At 55.5% G+C, this 18,354-nt stretch carries 14 protein-coding genes and 1 pseudogene; 14 read left to right on the forward strand and 1 reads right to left on the reverse strand.

All coding sequences use genetic code 11. The features are described from left to right. Positions 1 to 205: 205 nt before the first annotated feature. The 4 genes from dnaK to nhaR all read left to right on the forward strand — a co-directional run bounded on the left by dnaK (position 206) and on the right by nhaR (position 5,655). Positions 206 to 2,119 carry a molecular chaperone DnaK gene (gene dnaK, locus IM303_RS12320; protein ID WP_193359988.1) on the forward strand — a complete coding sequence of 638 codons (1,914 nt, stop codon included), beginning with the start codon at positions 206 to 208 and terminating at the stop codon, positions 2,117 to 2,119. An 87-nt stretch (positions 2,120 to 2,206) separates the two neighbouring features. Then, the gene (gene dnaJ / locus IM303_RS12325) at positions 2,207 to 3,352 is read left to right on the forward strand and encodes a molecular chaperone DnaJ (protein ID WP_008502040.1); all 1,146 of its coding nucleotides are present in this window, start codon (positions 2,207 to 2,209) and stop codon (positions 3,350 to 3,352) included. Between the two features lie 169 nt (positions 3,353 to 3,521). Beyond that, on the forward strand, positions 3,522 to 4,697 hold the full coding sequence (nhaA, locus tag IM303_RS12330) for a Na+/H+ antiporter NhaA (protein ID WP_041911268.1): 1,176 nt from the start codon (positions 3,522 to 3,524) through the stop codon (positions 4,695 to 4,697). Positions 4,698 to 4,755: 58 nt separating this feature from the next. Next, positions 4,756 to 5,655, forward strand: a complete 900-nt coding sequence (gene nhaR / locus IM303_RS12335; protein WP_028015467.1) for a transcriptional activator NhaR — start codon at positions 4,756 to 4,758, stop codon at positions 5,653 to 5,655. 57 nt (positions 5,656 to 5,712) lie between these two features. Here nhaR and rpsT read toward each other — a convergent pair whose 3' ends face one another. After that, entirely contained in the window at positions 5,713 to 5,976 is a 264-nt protein-coding gene (gene rpsT / locus IM303_RS12340; protein WP_003856458.1) for a 30S ribosomal protein S20, read from the reverse strand. 101 nt (positions 5,977 to 6,077) lie between these two features. Between rpsT and IM303_RS22265 the strand changes: the two are divergent. The 10 genes and pseudogenes from IM303_RS22265 (at position 6,078) to IM303_RS12385 (ending at position 18,298) form a co-directional block, all read left to right on the forward strand. Beyond that, positions 6,078 to 6,296, forward strand: a pseudogene (locus IM303_RS22265) (DUF2575 domain-containing protein). A gap of 7 nt (positions 6,297 to 6,303) precedes the next feature. Next, a complete protein-coding gene (gene ribF, locus IM303_RS12345) occupies positions 6,304 to 7,230 on the forward strand; it encodes a bifunctional riboflavin kinase/FAD synthetase (protein ID WP_028015468.1) in 927 nt (308 codons plus the stop codon). Between the two features lie 45 nt (positions 7,231 to 7,275). After that, on the forward strand, positions 7,276 to 10,092 hold the full coding sequence (gene ileS, locus IM303_RS12350) for an isoleucine--tRNA ligase (protein WP_048999026.1): 2,817 nt from the start codon (positions 7,276 to 7,278) through the stop codon (positions 10,090 to 10,092). Then, positions 10,092 to 10,592, forward strand: coding sequence for a signal peptidase II (gene lspA / locus IM303_RS12355; RefSeq protein ID WP_028015470.1), 501 nt, complete (start codon positions 10,092 to 10,094; stop codon positions 10,590 to 10,592). The genes ileS and lspA overlap by 1 nt, the downstream gene beginning before the upstream one ends. Positions 10,593 to 10,649: 57 nt before the next feature. Further along, positions 10,650 to 11,099 (forward strand): FKBP-type peptidyl-prolyl cis-trans isomerase, encoded by a 450-nt coding sequence (gene fkpB, locus IM303_RS12360; RefSeq protein WP_003856450.1) that lies wholly within the window; start codon positions 10,650 to 10,652, stop codon positions 11,097 to 11,099. Position 11,100: 1 nt separating this feature from the next. After that, the gene (gene ispH / locus IM303_RS12365; protein ID WP_048999027.1) at positions 11,101 to 12,051 is read left to right on the forward strand and encodes a 4-hydroxy-3-methylbut-2-enyl diphosphate reductase; all 951 of its coding nucleotides are present in this window, start codon (positions 11,101 to 11,103) and stop codon (positions 12,049 to 12,051) included. 205 nt (positions 12,052 to 12,256) lie between these two features. Beyond that, the gene (dapB, locus tag IM303_RS12370; protein WP_048999028.1) at positions 12,257 to 13,078 is read left to right on the forward strand and encodes a 4-hydroxy-tetrahydrodipicolinate reductase; all 822 of its coding nucleotides are present in this window, start codon (positions 12,257 to 12,259) and stop codon (positions 13,076 to 13,078) included. Positions 13,079 to 13,532: 454 nt separating this feature from the next. After that, positions 13,533 to 14,681: a glutamine-hydrolyzing carbamoyl-phosphate synthase small subunit gene (carA, locus tag IM303_RS12375; RefSeq protein ID WP_193359989.1), complete on the forward strand. Its 1,149-nt coding sequence runs from the start codon at positions 13,533 to 13,535 to the stop codon at positions 14,679 to 14,681. Positions 14,682 to 14,699: 18 nt separating this feature from the next. Next, complete coding sequence (carB, locus tag IM303_RS12380) at positions 14,700 to 17,924, forward strand: carbamoyl-phosphate synthase large subunit (protein ID WP_041911263.1); 3,225 nt, start codon at positions 14,700 to 14,702, stop codon at positions 17,922 to 17,924. A gap of 140 nt (positions 17,925 to 18,064) precedes the next feature. Next, complete coding sequence (locus tag IM303_RS12385; protein ID WP_003856439.1) at positions 18,065 to 18,298, forward strand: YgdI/YgdR family lipoprotein; 234 nt, start codon at positions 18,065 to 18,067, stop codon at positions 18,296 to 18,298. Positions 18,299 to 18,354 lie beyond the last annotated feature (56 nt).

Raw genomic sequence — 18,354 nt, forward strand, 5'->3', positions numbered from 1 at the left:
CGACGCCGTCTATGATCTCATCAGGGTGAAATTAAAATTTTTTTTATGCTTGCCCCTTGATGGATGCCGTCGCGACCCCATCTTGTAGTCAACCGCAGTGTGTGGACCTGAAAAAAATCAAATCTGGGCAGTTGAAAAAGCACGTTCTGCCCTTATTACAGGTACACAACCACATGTTGACTGATTTTTTAGTGGAGACGTTTAGATGGGTAAAATTATTGGTATCGACCTGGGTACTACCAACTCTTGTGTAGCGATTATGGACGGCACTACTGCACGCGTGCTGGAGAACGCCGAGGGCGATCGCACCACGCCTTCTATCATTGCTTATACCCAGGATGGTGAAACTCTGGTTGGTCAGCCGGCTAAACGTCAGGCAGTGACAAACCCGCAAAACACCCTGTTTGCGATCAAACGCCTGATTGGCCGCCGCTTCCAGGACGAAGAAGTTCAGCGTGACGTTTCTATCATGCCTTACAAAATCATCGCAGCAGATAACGGCGATGCGTGGCTTGATGTGAAAGGCACCAAAACGGCACCACCGCAGATCTCTGCTGAAGTGCTGAAAAAAATGAAGAAAACCGCTGAAGATTACCTGGGTGAGCCGGTAACTGAAGCTGTTATCACCGTACCTGCCTACTTCAACGATGCTCAGCGTCAGGCAACCAAAGATGCTGGCCGTATCGCAGGTTTGGAAGTAAAACGTATCATCAACGAACCAACCGCGGCTGCACTGGCTTACGGTCTGGATAAAGAAGTCGGCAACCGTACTATCGCGGTTTACGACTTGGGTGGTGGTACCTTCGATATCTCTATTATCGAAATCGACGAAGTTGACGGCGAAAAAACCTTCGAAGTTCTGGCAACCAACGGTGATACCCACCTGGGTGGTGAAGACTTCGATACCCGTCTGATCAACTACCTCGTTGACGAGTTCAAGAAAGATCAGGGCATTGACCTGCGTAACGACCCGCTGGCGATGCAGCGCCTGAAAGAAGCCGCTGAGAAAGCGAAGATCGAACTGTCTTCTGCTCAGCAGACCGACGTGAACCTGCCGTACATCACCGCAGACGCGACCGGTCCTAAACACATGAACATCAAAGTGACCCGTGCGAAACTGGAAAGCCTGGTAGAAGACCTGGTGAACCGTTCTATCGAGCCGCTGAAAGTTGCACTGCAGGATGCTGGCCTGTCCGTACCTGACATCCAGGACGTTATCCTGGTGGGTGGTCAGACCCGTATGCCAATGGTTCAGAAGAAAGTGGCTGAATTCTTTGGTAAAGAGCCACGTAAAGACGTGAACCCGGACGAAGCGGTAGCTATCGGTGCTGCGGTTCAGGGTGGTGTATTGACCGGTGAAGTGAAAGACGTACTGTTGCTGGACGTTACCCCGCTGTCTCTGGGTATCGAAACTATGGGCGGTGTGATGACTGCGCTCATCAACAAAAACACCACCATCCCAACCAAGCACAGCCAGGTGTTCTCTACCGCTGAAGACAACCAGTCTGCGGTAACCATCCATGTGCTGCAGGGTGAGCGTAAGCGTGCGTCTGATAACAAGTCTCTGGGTCAGTTTAACCTGGACGGCATTAACCCGGCACCGCGCGGTATGCCGCAAATCGAAGTTACCTTCGACATCGATGCTGACGGTATCCTGCACGTGTCTGCGAAAGACAAAAACAGCGGTAAAGAGCAGAAGATCACCATCAAGGCATCTTCTGGCCTGAATGAAGCGGAAATCGAAAAAATGGTTCGCGATGCCGAAGCTAACGCGGAATCCGACCGTAAGTTCGAAGAGCTGGTTCAGACCCGTAACCAGGGTGACCATCTGCTGCACAGCACCCGTAAGCAGGTTGAAGAAGCGGGCGATAAACTGCCAGCGGAAGACAAAACTGCTATCGAAGCTGCACTGACCGCGCTGGAAACGTCTCTGAAAGGCGAAGACAAAGCGGATATCGAAGCGAAGATGCAGGAGCTGGCACAGGCTTCCCAGAAGCTGATGGAAATCGCTCAGCAGCAGCACGCACAGCAGCAGGCAGGCGCTGACGCTTCTGCGAACAACGCGAAAGACGACGACGTTGTCGACGCTGAGTTCGAAGAAGTTAAAGACAAAAAATAATCGCCCTGATGCAGGGTAATTAATCGGCACGGGCGTAGGAGAACTCTCCACGCCCGTGCTCGCATGTTAAGGGGCTTAAAAAAACCAATGGCAAAGCAAGACTATTACGAGATTTTAGGCGTTCCGAAAACTGCGGAAGAGCGTGAAATCAAAAAGGCGTATAAGCGCCTGGCCATGAAATTCCACCCGGACCGTAACCAGGGTGACAAAGAGGCTGAAGCAAAATTTAAAGAGATCAAAGAAGCCTACGAAGTCCTGACCGATGCACAAAAACGTGCGGCCTATGACCAGTACGGCCACGCGGCCTTTGAACAGGGCGGCATGGGCGGCGGTGGATTCGGTGGCGGCGGCTTTGGCGGCGGTGCGGATTTCAGCGACATCTTTGGTGACGTGTTCGGCGATATCTTCGGCGGCGGTCGTGGTCGTCAGCGCGCAGCGCGCGGCGCAGACCTGCGCTACAACATGGATCTCACTCTTGAAGAGGCCGTTCGTGGCGTCACGAAAGAGATCCGTATCCCGACGCTGGAAGAGTGTGACGTTTGCCACGGCAGCGGCGCGAAAGCGGGTACCCAGCCACAGACCTGTCCAACCTGTCATGGCTCCGGCCAGGTACAGATGCGCCAGGGCTTCTTCGCGGTACAGCAGGCCTGTCCGCACTGTCACGGTCGCGGTACGCTGATTAAAGATCCGTGCACCAAGTGTCACGGCCACGGTCGCGTTGAGAAAACCAAAACCCTGTCCGTTAAGATCCCGGCTGGCGTTGATACGGGCGACCGCATCCGTCTGGCGGGTGAGGGCGAAGCAGGCGAGCACGGCGCGCCGGCAGGCGATCTGTACGTTCAGGTTCAGGTGAAGCAGCACGCCATCTTCGAGCGTGAAGGCAATAACCTGTACTGTGAAGTGCCGATCAACTTCGCGATGGCGGCTCTCGGCGGTGAAATCGAAGTGCCGACGCTGGACGGTCGCGTCAATCTGAAAATCCCTGGTGAAACCCAGACCGGCAAGCTGTTCCGCATGCGCGGCAAAGGCGTGAAATCCGTTCGCGGTGGTGCGCAGGGCGACCTGCTGTGCCGCGTCGTCGTGGAAACGCCGGTTGGCCTGAACGACAAGCAGAAACAGCTGTTGAAAGAGCTTCAGGAGAGCTTTGGCGGCCCAACGGGTGAGAAAAACAGCCCGCGCTCCAAAAGCTTCTTTGATGGCGTCAAAAAATTCTTCGATGATTTGACCCGCTAATTCGTTAGCTGTGTCTAACTTCAAAAAGCCCGGAAGCGATTCCGGGCTTTTTTTTACAGTTATAGATCGGTAAAACTGAGTCTATACCCAATATTAATCTGTTTTTGCCGAGGTATTCGGCTTGGTATTATGGTTTTATCGAGGTATCGTTGTAAAAGAGAGAACATAAATGAAATTACTACACCGTTTCTTTAGCAGTGAGGCGTCCGGTGGTGTGATCCTGATTATTGCCGCGGCCGCCGCGATGGTGCTGGCTAACCTGGGCATGACCCGCGATCTCTATCACGCATTTCTGGAAACGCCCGTCGAGCTGAAGGTCGGGGCGCTGGAAATTAACAAGAACATGCTGCTGTGGATCAACGATGCGCTAATGGCGGTGTTCTTCCTGCTCGTTGGTCTTGAGGTTAAGCGCGAGCTGGTGCTAGGTTCGCTAGCCAGCCGCCAGCGTGCGGCGTTCCCGGTTATTGCCGCGCTCGGTGGGATGGTCGTTCCAGCGCTGCTCTTTCTCGCATTTACCTGGCAGGATCCTGTTGCGCGTGACGGCTGGGCGATCCCGGCCGCAACGGATATCGCCTTTGCGCTCGGTGTCTTAGCTCTGCTCGGCAGCCGCGTGCCGGTTGCGCTGAAAATCTTCCTGATGGCGCTGGCGATCATTGATGACCTGGGCGCCATTGTGATTATCGCGCTGTTCTACACCAGCGATCTGTCGATCCTGTCCCTGAGCGTAGCCGCAGGGGCGATTGCGGTGTTGGCGGTGCTGAACATCTTCAACGTTCGCCGCATCGGTATCTATATCCTGGTGGGGATGGTGCTGTGGACGGCAGTGCTGAAATCCGGCGTGCACGCCACGCTGGCCGGCGTGATTGTGGGCTTCTTCGTGCCGCTTAAGCCGCAGGACGGTAAGTCACCCGCTAAACAGTTGGAACACGTGCTGCACCCGTGGGTCGCCTTTATGATCCTGCCGCTGTTTGCGTTTGCCAACGCGGGCGTTTCCCTGCAGGGGGTCACGCTGGACGGGCTGACGTCTGTCCTGCCGCTGGGCATTATTGCCGGGCTGTTTATCGGTAAGCCGCTGGGGATCAGCCTCTTCTGCTGGCTGGCGTTGAAGATGAAGCTGGCATCGTTGCCGAACGGTACAACCTTTAGTCAGATCATGGCCGTCGGCATACTGTGCGGTATTGGATTCACCATGTCGATCTTTATCTCGACGCTGGCGTTTGGTGCAAACGCGCCAGAGCTCATCGTCTGGGCGAAGCTCGGCATTCTCATCGGGTCATTACTGGCGGCAGTGATTGGGTATACTTTGTTGAAGGTGAAGTTGTCCGGACAGGCCGTCCAGGCATAACGGAACACCGGGGGAAGGTCACTCTTCTCCCGATACACACTCAGGGAGCGAAGACGCGATGCCTCATTTGAATTACAACCATCTTTACTACTTCTGGCACGTTTACAAACAGGGCTCGGTCGTGGGGGCTGCAGAGGCGCTTTACCTGACGCCGCAAACCATCACCGGGCAAATCAAAGCCCTTGAAGAACGGCTGCAGGGTAAGCTCTTCAAGCGCAAGGGCCGTGGGATTGAACCCAGCGAACTGGGGGAACTGGTTTTCCGCTATGCGGACAAAATGTTCACCCTCAGCCAGGAGATGCTGGATATCGTCAACTACCGCAAAGAGTCGAACCTGCTCTTTGACGTGGGGGTGGCGGATGCACTGTCCAAACGGCTGGTAAGCGGCGTGCTGGATGCCGCCGTGGTAGAGGATGAACAAATCCATCTGCGCTGCTTTGAATCCACCCACGAGATGCTGCTGGAGCAGCTGAGCCAGCACAAGCTGGACATGATTATCTCGGATTGCCCCATCGACTCCACGCAGCAGGAGGGGCTGTTCTCGGTGAAAATTGGCGAATGCGGCGTGAGCTTCTGGTGCATCAATCCACCGCCGGAGAAACCTTTCCCGGCCTGTCTGGAAGAGCGTCGCCTGCTGGTGCCGGGAAGGCGTTCCATGCTGGGACGCAAGCTGCTGAACTGGTTTAATTCGCAGGGGCTGAACGTGGAGATTCTCGGTGAGTTCGACGATGCGGCGCTGATGAAGGCCTTTGGCGAAGCGCATAATGCGATCTTCGTGGCGCCAACGCTCTACGCGCACGATCTCTATTCAGACGATAAGATTACGGAGATTGGCAGAGTAGATAACGTGATGGAGGAGTACCACGCCATATTCGCCGAAAGGATGATTCAACACCCGGCGGTGCAGCGAATCTGCAACCGTGACTACTCGGCGCTGTTTACGCCACCGGCATTCTGAAGACATAAAAAAACCCGCGTTAAGCGGGTTCTTTAAACAAGCAACAACAAGTAGCGATTAAGCCAGTTTGTTGATCTGCGCGGTCAGGTTTGCTTTATGACGCGCTGCTTTGTTTTTGTGGATCAGACCTTTAGCAGCCTGACGATCCACGATTGGTTGCATTTCGTTAAATGCGTTCTGCGCTGCAGCTTTGTCGCCAGCTTCGATTGCTGCGTATACTTTCTTGATGAAAGTACGCATCATAGAGCGACGGCTTGCGTTGTGCTTACGAGCCTTTTCAGACTGAACGGCACGTTTCTTAGCTGATTTGATATTAGCCAAGTCCAACTCCCAAATATGTTCTATGTGGACAATTCAAAGGCCGAGGAATATGCCCTCTTTGCCTTCTTTTGTCAATGGATTTGTGCAAATAAGCGCCGTTAATTAGCGACGCTACGTTACGTAGTGATGGCGCAGGATTCTACCAGCTTGTCTTTCGTGAATACAGCCTTTCGGCGTAAAAATCGCAGTTCACGGGCAGATTTTTTCGCTGTGAAAGGTCAGCCTGATGAAATCATTACGGCTTTCTGTTTTGCGCGAACAATCGCCGGTTAACCTTAACCGCTGTACAAGGTATACTTTGGCGATTTTCACTGTTTTGAGCCAGACATGAAGCTGATACGCGGCATACATAATCTCAGCAGAGCGCCACACGGGTGCGTGCTGACCATTGGTAATTTCGACGGCGTGCATCGTGGTCATCAGGCGCTGTTGCAGGGATTGCGTAAAGAAGGGGAGGCCCGTGGCCTGCCCGTTGTGGTGATGATTTTCGAGCCACAGCCGCTGGAGCTGTTCGCGGGCGATAAATCTCCCGCTCGCCTCACTCGCCTGCGCGAAAAGTTGCGCTACCTGGCGGAGTCCGGCGTGGACTACGTATTGTGTGTGCGTTTCGATCGCCGCTTTGCCGCACTGACAGCACAAAATTTTGTCAGCGACCTGCTGGTTAAGCGTCTTGGCGTTCAGTTTCTCGCCGTGGGGGATGATTTCCGCTTTGGCGCTGGTCGTCAGGGCGATTTCTTGCTATTACAGAAGGCTGGTCTGGAGTACGGTTTTGACGTCACCAGCGCGATGACCTTCTGTGAAGGCGGCGTGCGCGTCAGCAGCACGGCGGTGCGTCAGGCGCTGGCTAATGATGAACTGGAGACGGCAGAAAATTTGCTGGGCCATCCGTTCACCATCTCTGGCCGCGTGGTTCATGGCGATGCGCTGGGCCGCACGATTGGTTTCCCGACGGCGAATATACCGCTGCGTCGTCAGGTTTCCCCGGTTAAAGGGGTCTATGCGGTGGAAGTGGCAGGACTGGGCGATAAGTCGTTTTACGGCGTTGCCAACATTGGCACGCGTCCTACCGTTGCCGGTGTGCGTCAACAGCTAGAAGTGCACCTGCTGGACGTTGTAATGGACCTTTATGGTCGCCATATAGATGTAATACTGCGTAAAAAAATACGCAACGAGCAGCGATTTGCTTCGCTGGATGAACTTAAGGCGCAAATCGCGCGAGATGAATTAACGGCCCGCGAGTTTTTTGGGCTTTAGAACCGGCTTAACTGCCTACGTGATAAATACGGAACCGAGAATCTGATGAGTGACTATAAATCAACCCTGAATTTGCCGGAAACAGGGTTCCCGATGCGCGGCGATCTCGCCAAGCGTGAACCGGGAATGCTGGCGCGTTGGACCGATGATGACCTGTACGGCATCATTCGTGCAGCCAAAAAAGGCAAAAAAACCTTCATTCTGCATGATGGCCCTCCATATGCGAATGGCAGCATTCATATTGGTCACTCAGTAAACAAGATTCTGAAAGATATTATCGTGAAGTCCAAAGGACTCGCGGGATTTGACTCGCCTTACGTGCCGGGCTGGGACTGCCACGGTCTGCCGATCGAGCTGAAAGTGGAGCAAGAGTTTGGCAAGCCAGGTGAGAAGTTCACCGCTGCAGAGTTCCGCGCGAAGTGCCGCGAATACGCGGCCACCCAGGTTGAAGGCCAGCGCGCTGACTTTATCCGTCTGGGCGTGCTGGGCGACTGGTCGCACCCGTACCTGACCATGGACTTCAAAACCGAAGCCAACATCATCCGTGCGCTGGGCAAAATCATCGGTAACGGTCACCTGCATAAAGGCGCCAAGCCTGTGCACTGGTGCGTGGACTGCCGTTCTGCGCTGGCAGAAGCGGAAGTGGAATATTACGACAAAACTTCACCTTCTATCGACGTGGCCTTCGAAGCGGTCGATCAGGATGCCATTAAAGGTAAATTCGGTCTGCCTGGCGTTAGCGGCCCGATCTCTCTGGTGATCTGGACCACTACCCCGTGGACGCTGCCAGCCAACCGTGCAATCTCTCTTTCCGGCGAGTTCGAATATGCGCTGGTCCAGATTGATGGCCGCGCGGTTATCCTGGCGAAAGATCTGGTTGAAAGCGTGCTGAAACGCGCGAATATCACCGACTACACCGTGCTGGGCACCGTAAAAGGCGACGCGCTGGAGCTGATGCGCTTCAAACACCCGTTCCTGGACTTCGACGTTCCGGCGATCCTGGGCGACCACGTCACGCTGGACGCGGGTACCGGTGCGGTACATACCGCCGGTGGCCACGGTCCTGACGACTACAACATCAGCCTGAAATACGGCCTGGAAATTGCCAACCCGGTAGGCCCGGACGGGTCTTACCTGCCTGGCACCTATCCGGCGCTGGATGGTATCAACGTCTTCAAAGCCAACGACATCATCGTTGACATGCTGCGCACCAGCGGCGCGCTGCTTCACGTTGAGAAAATGCAGCACAGCTATCCGTGCTGCTGGCGCCACAAGACGCCGATCATCTTCCGTGCGACCCCGCAGTGGTTCGTCAGCATGGATCAGAAAGGCCTGCGCGAGCAGTCTCTGAAAGAGATCAAAGGCGTGCAGTGGATCCCGGACTGGGGCCAGGCGCGTATCGAATCCATGGTGGCTAACCGTCCTGACTGGTGTATCTCTCGTCAGCGTACCTGGGGCGTGCCAATGTCGCTGTTCGTGCATAAAGAGACGCATGAGCTGCACCCGAACACCCTGGAACTGATGGAAGAAGTGGCGAAGCGCGTCGAAGTTGACGGCATTCAGGCGTGGTGGGATCTCGACGCCCGCGACATCCTGGGCGCGGACGCGGACAACTATGAGAAAGTGCCAGACACCCTGGACGTGTGGTTCGACTCCGGATCTACTCACGCCTCCGTAGTTGACGTGCGCCCGGAGTTTGCCGGTCACGCTGCCGACATGTATCTGGAAGGTTCCGACCAACACCGCGGCTGGTTCATGTCATCTCTGATGATCTCCACCGCGATGAAAGGTAAAGCGCCTTACCGTCAGGTACTGACCCACGGCTTCACCGTGGATGGTCAGGGCCGTAAGATGTCTAAATCTATCGGCAACACCGTTTCGCCGCAGGACGTGATGAACAAGCTGGGCGCGGACATCCTGCGTCTGTGGGTAGCCTCAACCGACTACACTGGCGAAATGGCGGTGTCTGACGAGATCCTGAAGCGTGCTGCCGACAGCTATCGTCGTATCCGTAACACCGCGCGCTTCCTGCTGGCGAACCTGAACGGGTTCGATCCAGTGAAAGATATGGTGAAACCGGAAGAGATGGTCGTGCTGGACCGCTGGGCGGTAGGCTGCGCGAAAGCGGCGCAGGAAGACATCGTTAAGGCATATGAGTCTTACGACTTCCACGAAGTGGTGCAGCGCCTGATGCGCTTCTGCTCCATCGAGATGGGCTCGTTCTACCTCGACATTATCAAAGATCGCCAGTACACCGCGAAAGCGGACAGCGTGGCGCGCCGTAGCTGCCAGTCCGCGCTGTTCCACATCGCAGAAGCGCTGGTGCGCTGGATGGCGCCGATCATGTCCTTCACCGCGGATGAAATCTGGGGTTATCTGCCGGGCGACCGTGAGAAGTATGTCTTCACCGGCGAGTGGTATGAAGGTCTGTTCGATCTCTCCAGCACCGAAGCAATGAACGATGCCTTCTGGGACGAGCTGCTGAAAGTGCGTGGCGAAGTGAACAAGGTTATCGAGCAGGCGCGTGCGGATAAGAAAGTCGGTGGCTCTCTGGAAGCGGCAGTGACCCTGTACGCCGAACCGGAGCTGGCGGCGAAGCTGACCGCGCTGGGCGATGAATTACGATTTGTCCTGTTGACCTCCGGTGCAAAAGTTGCGGATTATGCCGAGGCTTCTGCTGATGCTCAGCAGAGCGAGTTGCTCAAAGGCCTGAAAGTCGCACTGAGCAAAGCCGAAGGTGAGAAGTGCCCGCGCTGCTGGCATTACACTACCGATATCGGCCAGGTGGCGGAACACGCAGACATCTGCGGACGCTGTGTAAGCAACGTCGCCGGTGACGGCGAAAAACGTAAGTTTGCCTGATGAGTAAAACTCTCTGTTCAACAGGACTGCGCTGGCTGTGGCTGGTGGTGGTGGTGCTGATTATCGATCTGGGCAGCAAGTTCCTGATCCTCCAGAATTTCGCTCTGGGGGAGACGGTTTCGCTGTTCCCGTCGCTTAACCTGCACTATGCGCGCAACTACGGCGCGGCGTTTAGCTTCCTTGCCGACAGCGGTGGCTGGCAGCGCTGGTTCTTCGCGGGTATCGCTCTCGGTATCTGCGTGGTACTGGCTGTGCTGATGTACCGCTCGAAAGCCACGCAAAAGCTGAATAACATCGCCTACGCGCTGATCATTGGCGGCGCGCTGGGCAACCTGTTTGACCGCCTGTGGCACGGCTTTGTGGTCGATATGATCGACTTCTACGTCGGCGACTGGCACTTCGCGACCTTTAACCTGGCCGACACCGCCATCTGCATCGGTGCGGCGTTAATCGTGCTGGAAGGCTTCTTGCCTAAACCCGCAGCGAAAGAGCAGGCGTAATTGTCAATGCCGGGTGATGCGCTGCGCCACCCGGCACAACATTAAAGAGCAATGTGTATGTCTAAATCCGTACAGAGCAACAGCGCGGTTCTCGTTCACTTCACGCTGAAGCTGGATGACGGCTCCACGGCTGAATCCACCCGCAATAACGGCAAACCTGCCCTGTTTCGTCTCGGCGATACCTCCCTGTCTGAAGGTCTTGAGCAGCAGCTCCTGGGCCTGAAAGAGGGTGAGAAAAAAGCGTTCTCGCTGGAGCCGGATGCCGCGTTTGGCGTGCCAAGCCCGGACCTGATTCAGTATTTCTCGCGCCGCGAGTTTATGGACGCTGGCGAACCGGAAATCGGGGCGATTATGCTCTTTACCGCTATGGACGGCAGCGAAATGCCTGGCGTGATCCGCGAGATTAACGGCGACTCGATCACCGTTGACTTCAACCATCCGCTTGCCGGGCGTACCGTTCATTTTGATGTTGAAGTGCTGGAGATCGATCCGGCACTGGAGGCCTGAAATGCAGATCCTGTTGGCTAACCCGCGCGGCTTCTGCGCCGGTGTAGACCGCGCTATCAGCATTGTTGAAAACGCGCTGGAGATTTACGGCGCGCCGATTTACGTGCGTCATGAAGTGGTGCATAACCGCTACGTGGTCGACAGCCTGCGCGAGCGCGGTGCTATTTTCATCGAGCAGATCAGCGAAGTGCCGGACGGTGCGATCCTGATCTTCTCCGCGCACGGCGTCTCTCAGGCGGTCCGTAACGAAGCGAAAAGCCGCGATCTGACCGTATTCGATGCCACCTGTCCATTAGTGACAAAAGTGCATATGGAAGTGGCGCGCGCCAGCCGTCGCGGTGAAGAGTCGATTCTGATTGGTCACGCCGGTCACCCGGAAGTTGAAGGCACCATGGGCCAGTACAGCAACCCGGAAGGGGGAATGTACCTGGTGGAGTCGCCGGAAGATGTTCTGACGCTGAACGTGAAAAACGAAGCGCATCTGTCGTTTATGACCCAGACCACGCTCTCCGTAGACGACACCTCAGACGTGATTGACGCCCTGCGCCAGCGCTTCCCGAAAATCGTCGGGCCGCGTAAGGATGATATCTGCTACGCCACCACTAACCGTCAGGAAGCGGTGCGCGCGCTGGCTGAACAGGCGGACGTGGTGCTGGTTGTCGGCTCTAAAAACTCCTCTAACTCCAACCGTCTGGCCGAACTGGCGCAGCGTATGGGGAAAGCGGCGTTTTTAATCGACGACGCGACGGACATCCAGGAAGCGTGGGTGAAAAATGCGGCCTGCGTTGGCGTTACCGCAGGCGCTTCCGCGCCGGATATCCTGGTGCAGAACGTGATTGCTCGTCTGCAGGAGCTGGGCGGGGGCGAAGCGGTTCCGCTGGAAGGACGCGAAGAGAATATCGTCTTCGAAGTGCCGAAAGAGCTGCGTATCGACGCTCGCGAAGTGGAATAATTTCTTTTCTGATGAAAGGCCAGCACCTCCTGTGCTGGCCTTTTTTTTGCTCCGGACTTTATCGTGACGACAAAATCATGTCTTTTACTGATATCTGAGTCGGTTTCACGTTAAATTCTAATTATTGGTGTTTTCAGTTGGCAGCCTTTACGAAGGCTGGTTAATCTGAAAACGGTTTACATCATTTTAACGTAAGAGAATAACTATGCATGATGCACAGATCCGTGTCGCCATTGCGGGCGCGGGTGGACGTATGGGTCGCCAGCTGATTCAGGCGGCAATACAAATGGATGGCGTGGCACTCGGCGCGGCGCTGGAGCGTGAAGGTTCATCCCTGCTGGGATCTGATGCGGGTGAACTGGCCGGCGCGGGCAAGACAGGTGTTACCGTTCAGAGCAGCCTTGATGCGGTGAAAGATGACTTTGACGTGTTCATCGACTTTACCCGTCCCGAAGGCACCCTGACTCACCTGGCGTTTTGCCGCCAGCACGGTAAAGGGATGGTGATTGGCACTACCGGCTTCGATGATGCGGGTAAACAGGCCATTCAGGATGCAGCCACCGACATTGCGATTGTCTTTGCAGCGAACTTTAGCGTAGGCGTTAATGTCATGCTGAAGCTGCTGGAAAAAGCGGCGAAGGTGATGGGCGACTACACCGACATTGAGATTATCGAAGCGCACCACCGCCATAAAGTTGATGCTCCATCAGGCACGGCGCTGGCGATGGGAGAAGCGATTGCTTATGCAATGGATAAAGATTTAAAAGACATCGCGGTCTATTCCCGTGAAGGGCATACCGGAGAACGCGTGCCGGGCACCATTGGTTTCGCAACCGTCCGGGCGGGCGATATCGTCGGCGAACACACGGCGATGTTCGCCGATATTGGCGAACGTGTTGAGATTACGCACAAAGCGTCAAGCCGCATGACGTTCGCCAATGGCGCAGTACGCTCCGCATTGTGGCTGAAAACGAAAGAAAAGGGTCTTTTTGATATGCGAGATGTGCTGGATCTCAACAATTTGTAAGCTTTATTACCCATCGTGATGTGGTTATTGCAGTCGTAATGTATTGATTGCATAGGGCAATAATTTATTGCCCTCTTATTTTATTTGTTTTAGATGGATTTTGATTGTTAATGGTCATAAATCTGAGTTTTATGCCATTATTATGTGAATTGAATGTAAATTTTGACCATTTGGTCCACTTTTTGTCGCTCTCGTCTCTTAATTTCCATAAAACCTACCGCGCAAGCGTTTTCCAGGATGATTTACCTGATCTTTTTGCCCGTTAAATCCTATTCAAGCTTCCAGTCCTGCAAAAGAATAAACAAAATATCCGTTTTAAGTTGACTTTTACCCACCAAATCTCCAGAATGCCGCCGTTTGCCAAAAATCCGCTGGCAACACATTTGCATTGATCTATGACATAGTCATGAATTAATATGCAAATAAAGTGAGTGAATATTCTCTGGAGGGTGTTTTGATTAAGTCAGCGCTATTGGTTCTGGAAGACGGAACCCAGTTTATCGGTCGGGCCATAGGGGCAACGGGTTCGGCGGTTGGGGAAGTCGTTTTCAATACTTCAATGACCGGTTATCAAGAAATCCTCACTGATCCTTCCTATTCTCGCCAAATCGTTACTCTTACTTATCCTCATATCGGCAATGTCGGCACCAATGCGGCTGACGAAGAATCCTCTCAGGTACATGCGCAAGGCCTGGTCATTCGCGACCTGCCGCTGATTGCCAGCAACTTCCGCAACACTGAAGACCTCTCTTCTTACCTGAAGCGCCATAACATCGTGGCGATTGCCGATATCGATACCCGTAAGTTAACGCGTCTGCTGCGCGAGAAGGGTGCACAGAACGGCTGCATCATCGCGGGTGATAACCTCGATGCGGCCCTGGCGCTGGAAAAAGCGAAAGCCTTCCCAGGCCTGAACGGCATGGACCTGGCGAAAGAAGTGACTACCGCCGAAGCCTACAGCTGGACGCAGGGGAGCTGGACGCTGGAAGGCGACCTGCCGGAAGCGAAAAAAGAGAGCGAACTGCCGTTCCACGTGGTGGCCTATGATTTTGGTGCCAAGCGCAACATCCTGCGCATGCTGGTTGACCGCGGCTGCCGCCTGACGGTGGTACCGGCGAAAACCTCCGCTGAGGAGGTGCTGAAGATGAACCCGGACGGCATCTTCCTCTCTAACGGCCCAGGCGACCCGGCACCGTGCGATTACGCTATCGACGCCATCAAGTCCTTCCTGGAAACCGACATCCCGGTATTCGGCATCTGCCTCGGCCATCAGCTGCTGGCGCTGGCGAGCGGTGCGAACACCGTCAAGATGAAGTTCGGCCACCACGGTGGTAACCACCCGGTGAAAGACATTGATAACAATACGGTGATGATTACCGCGCAGAACCACGGTTTCGCCGTCGATGAAGCCTCTATGTCGGCTAACCTGCGCGTGACGCACAAATCACTGTTCGATGGCACCCTGCAGGGTATCCACCGAACCGATAAGCCAGCGTTCAGCTTCCAGGGCCACCCGGAAGCCAGCCCGGGCCCGCACGACGCCGCGCCGCTGTTCGATCACTTCATCGAACTTATCGAGCAATACCGTAAGACCGCTAAATAATCAGGAGCCGAGAAGACCATGCCAAAACGTACAGACATAAAAAGCATCCTGATCCTTGGCGCTGGCCCGATCGTCATCGGCCAGGCCTGCGAATTCGACTACTCCGGCGCGCAGGCGTGTAAAGCGCTGCGCGAAGAGGGTTACCGCGTCATCCTGGTTAACTCTAACCCGGCCACCATCATGACCGACCCGGAAATGGCGGATGCCACCTACATCGAGCCGATTCACTGGGAAGTGGTACGTAAAATCATCGAGAAAGAGCGTCCGGACGCGGTGCTGCCAACCATGGGCGGCCAGACGGCGCTGAACTGCGCGCTGGAGCTGGAGCGTCAGGGCGTGCTGGCTGAATTTGGCGTCACCATGATTGGTGCGACCGCCGACGCGATTGATAAAGCAGAAGACCGTCGCCGCTTTGACGTGGCGATGAAGAAAATCGGCCTCGACACCGCGCGCTCCGGTATTGCGCATAACATGGAAGAGGCGCTGGCCGTTGCGGCTGAAGTGGGCTATCCGTGCATCATCCGTCCATCGTTCACCATGGGCGGCACCGGTGGCGGTATCGCCTACAACCGCGAAGAGTTCGAAGAGATTTGCGAGCGCGGTCTGGATCTATCCCCAACCAAAGAGCTGCTGATTGATGAATCGCTGATTGGCTGGAAAGAGTACGAGATGGAAGTGGTGCGTGATAAAAACGACAACTGCATCATCGTCTGCTCCATCGAAAACTTCGATGCGATGGGTATCCACACCGGCGACTCCATCACCGTTGCGCCAGCCCAGACGCTGACCGACAAAGAGTATCAAATCATGCGTAACGCCTCGATGGCGGTACTGCGTGAAATCGGCGTGGAAACCGGCGGTTCTAACGTGCAGTTCTCGGTGAACCCGAAAACCGGTCGTCTGATTGTTATCGAAATGAACCCGCGCGTCTCCCGCTCCTCCGCGCTGGCCTCCAAAGCCACCGGCTTCCCGATTGCGAAAGTGGCGGCGAAGCTGGCAGTGGGTTACACCCTCGACGAGCTGATGAACGACATCACCGGTGGCCGCACGCCTGCGTCCTTCGAGCCGTCCATCGACTACGTTGTGACTAAAATTCCTCGCTTTAACTTCGAGAAATTCGCGGGCGCGAACGACCGTCTGACGACCCAGATGAAATCTGTGGGTGAAGTGATGGCGATTGGCCGCACGCAGCAGGAATCCCTGCAAAAAGCGCTGCGCGGTCTGGAAGTGGGCGCCACCGGCTTTGACCCGAAAGTGAGCCTGGACGACCCGGAAGCGCTGACCAAAATCCGCCGCGAGCTGAAAGACGCGGGCGCAGAACGTATCTGGTACATCGCCGATGCCTTCCGCGCGGGCCTGTCCGTCGACGGCGTATTTAACCTTACCAACATCGACCGCTGGTTCCTGGTGCAGATTGAAGAGCTGGTGCGTCTGGAAGAGAAAGTGGCGGAGCTGGGCATCAACGGCCTGGACGCAGACTTCCTGCGCATGCTGAAGCGTAAAGGCTTCGCCGATGCGCGTCTGGCTAAGCTGGCGGGCGTGCGCGAAGCGGAAATCCGCAAGCTGCGCGACCAGTATGACCTGCACCCGGTTTACAAGCGCGTGGACACCTGCGCGGCCGAGTTCTCGACCGATACCGCGTACATGTACTCCACCTATGAAGACGAGTGCGAAGCGAATCCGTCCGTCGACCGCGACAAGATTATGGTGCTGGGCGGCGGTCCAAACCGTATCGGCCAGGGCATCGAGTTCGACTACTGCTGCGTGCACGCCTCGCTGGCGCTGCGCGAAGACGGTTACGAGACCATCATGGTCAACTGTAACCCGGAAACCGTTTCTACCGACTACGACACCTCCGATCGCCTCTACTTCGAGCCGGTTACCCTGGAAGACGTGCTGGAAATCGTGCGCATCGAGAAGCCAAAAGGCGTGATCGTGCAGTACGGCGGCCAGACTCCGCTGAAGCTGGCGCGCGCGCTGGAAGCCGCAGGCGTGCCGGTTATCGGCACCAGCCCGGACGCGATTGACCGCGCGGAAGACCGTGAGCGTTTCCAGCAGGCGGTTGACCGTCTCAAGCTGAAACAGCCGGCGAACGCCACCGTGACCGCCATTGAAATGGCCGTTGAGAAGGCTAAGGAGATTGGTTACCCGCTGGTGGTGCGTCCTTCCTACGTCCTGGGCGGCCGCGCGATGGAAATTGTCTACGACGAAGCCGACCTGCGTCGCTACTTCCAGACGGCGGTGAGCGTTTCCAACGATGCGCCAGTACTGCTTGATCGCTTCCTCGACGACGCGGTTGAGGTGGACGTTGACGCTATCTGCGACGGCGAAATGGTGCTGATTGGCGGCATCATGGAGCACATCGAGCAGGCGGGCGTGCACTCCGGCGACTCCGCCTGTTCTCTGCCGGCCTACACGCTGAGCCAGGAAATTCAGGACGTGATGCGCCAGCAGGTGCAGAAGCTGGCCTTTGAGCTGCAGGTTCGTGGCCTGATGAACGTTCAGTTCGCGGTGAAAGACAACGAAGTTTATCTGATTGAAGTCAACCCGCGTGCGGCGCGTACCGTACCGTTCGTCTCTAAAGCGACCGGCATTCCGCTGGCGAAAGTGGCGGCGCGTGTGATGGCTGGCCAGACGCTGGCGCAGCAGGGCGTGACAAAAGAGATCATCCCGCCGTATTACTCGGTGAAAGAGGTGGTGCTGCCGTTCAACAAATTCCCGGGCGTTGACCCGCTGTTAGGGCCAGAGATGCGCTCGACCGGGGAAGTAATGGGCGTGGGCCGCACTTTCGCAGAAGCGTTTGCCAAGGCGCAGCTGGGCAGCAGCTCTACCATGAGAAAATCGGGCCGTGCGCTGCTCTCCGTTCGCGAAGGCGATAAAGAGCGCGTGGTTGACCTGGCCGCCAAGCTGCTGAAACAGGGCTTCGAGCTGGACGCAACCCACGGTACGGCGATTGTGCTGGGTGAAGCCGGTATTAACCCGCGTCTGGTGAACAAAGTGCATGAAGGTCGTCCGCACATTCAGGATCGTATCAAGAATGGCGAATATACCTACATCATCAACACCACCGCAGGACGCCAGGCGATTGAAGACTCCAAGCTGATTCGCCGCAGCGCGCTGCAATACAAAGTGCACTACGACACCACCCTGAACGGCGGTTTCGCAACAGCGATGGCGCTGAATGCGGATGCCACCGAAAAGGTGATTTCGGTGCAGGAAATGCACGCGCAGATTAGCAAGTAACCCCCATTGCCCGGTACCGTTCGGTTACCGGGCAATTTTCCCATCTTAAGAACCTTCTGGTTTTTCATCCGCTTTCAGTCAGTTAGCCTAAAATAGTTAGGTCGATAACGAAAATTCAACTGAGAGCAGGGGAAAACACCATGCAAAATAAATTACTGATCGCTTCCGTTCTGGCTGCCACCGCAATGTTTACCGTCGCGGGCTGTTCGTCCAATCAGGCCGTAAAAACCACCGATGGCAAAACGATTGTCACCGACGGGAAACCGCAGGTGGATGACGATACCGGCCTGGTGTCGTACAAAAACGCCGAAACCGGTCAAACTGAACAGATTAATCGCGACCAGGTGAAATCCATGGGCGAGCTGGATAACTAATTCAGAATTCTGACGTAAGCCCGTCAATAATATTCACTATTAGCCTGTTGAATTAC

It is taken from the genome of Enterobacter cloacae complex sp. P38RS (assembly GCF_014930775.1).
GTDB classification, from domain to species: Bacteria; Pseudomonadota; Gammaproteobacteria; order Enterobacterales; family Enterobacteriaceae; genus Enterobacter; species Enterobacter bugandensis.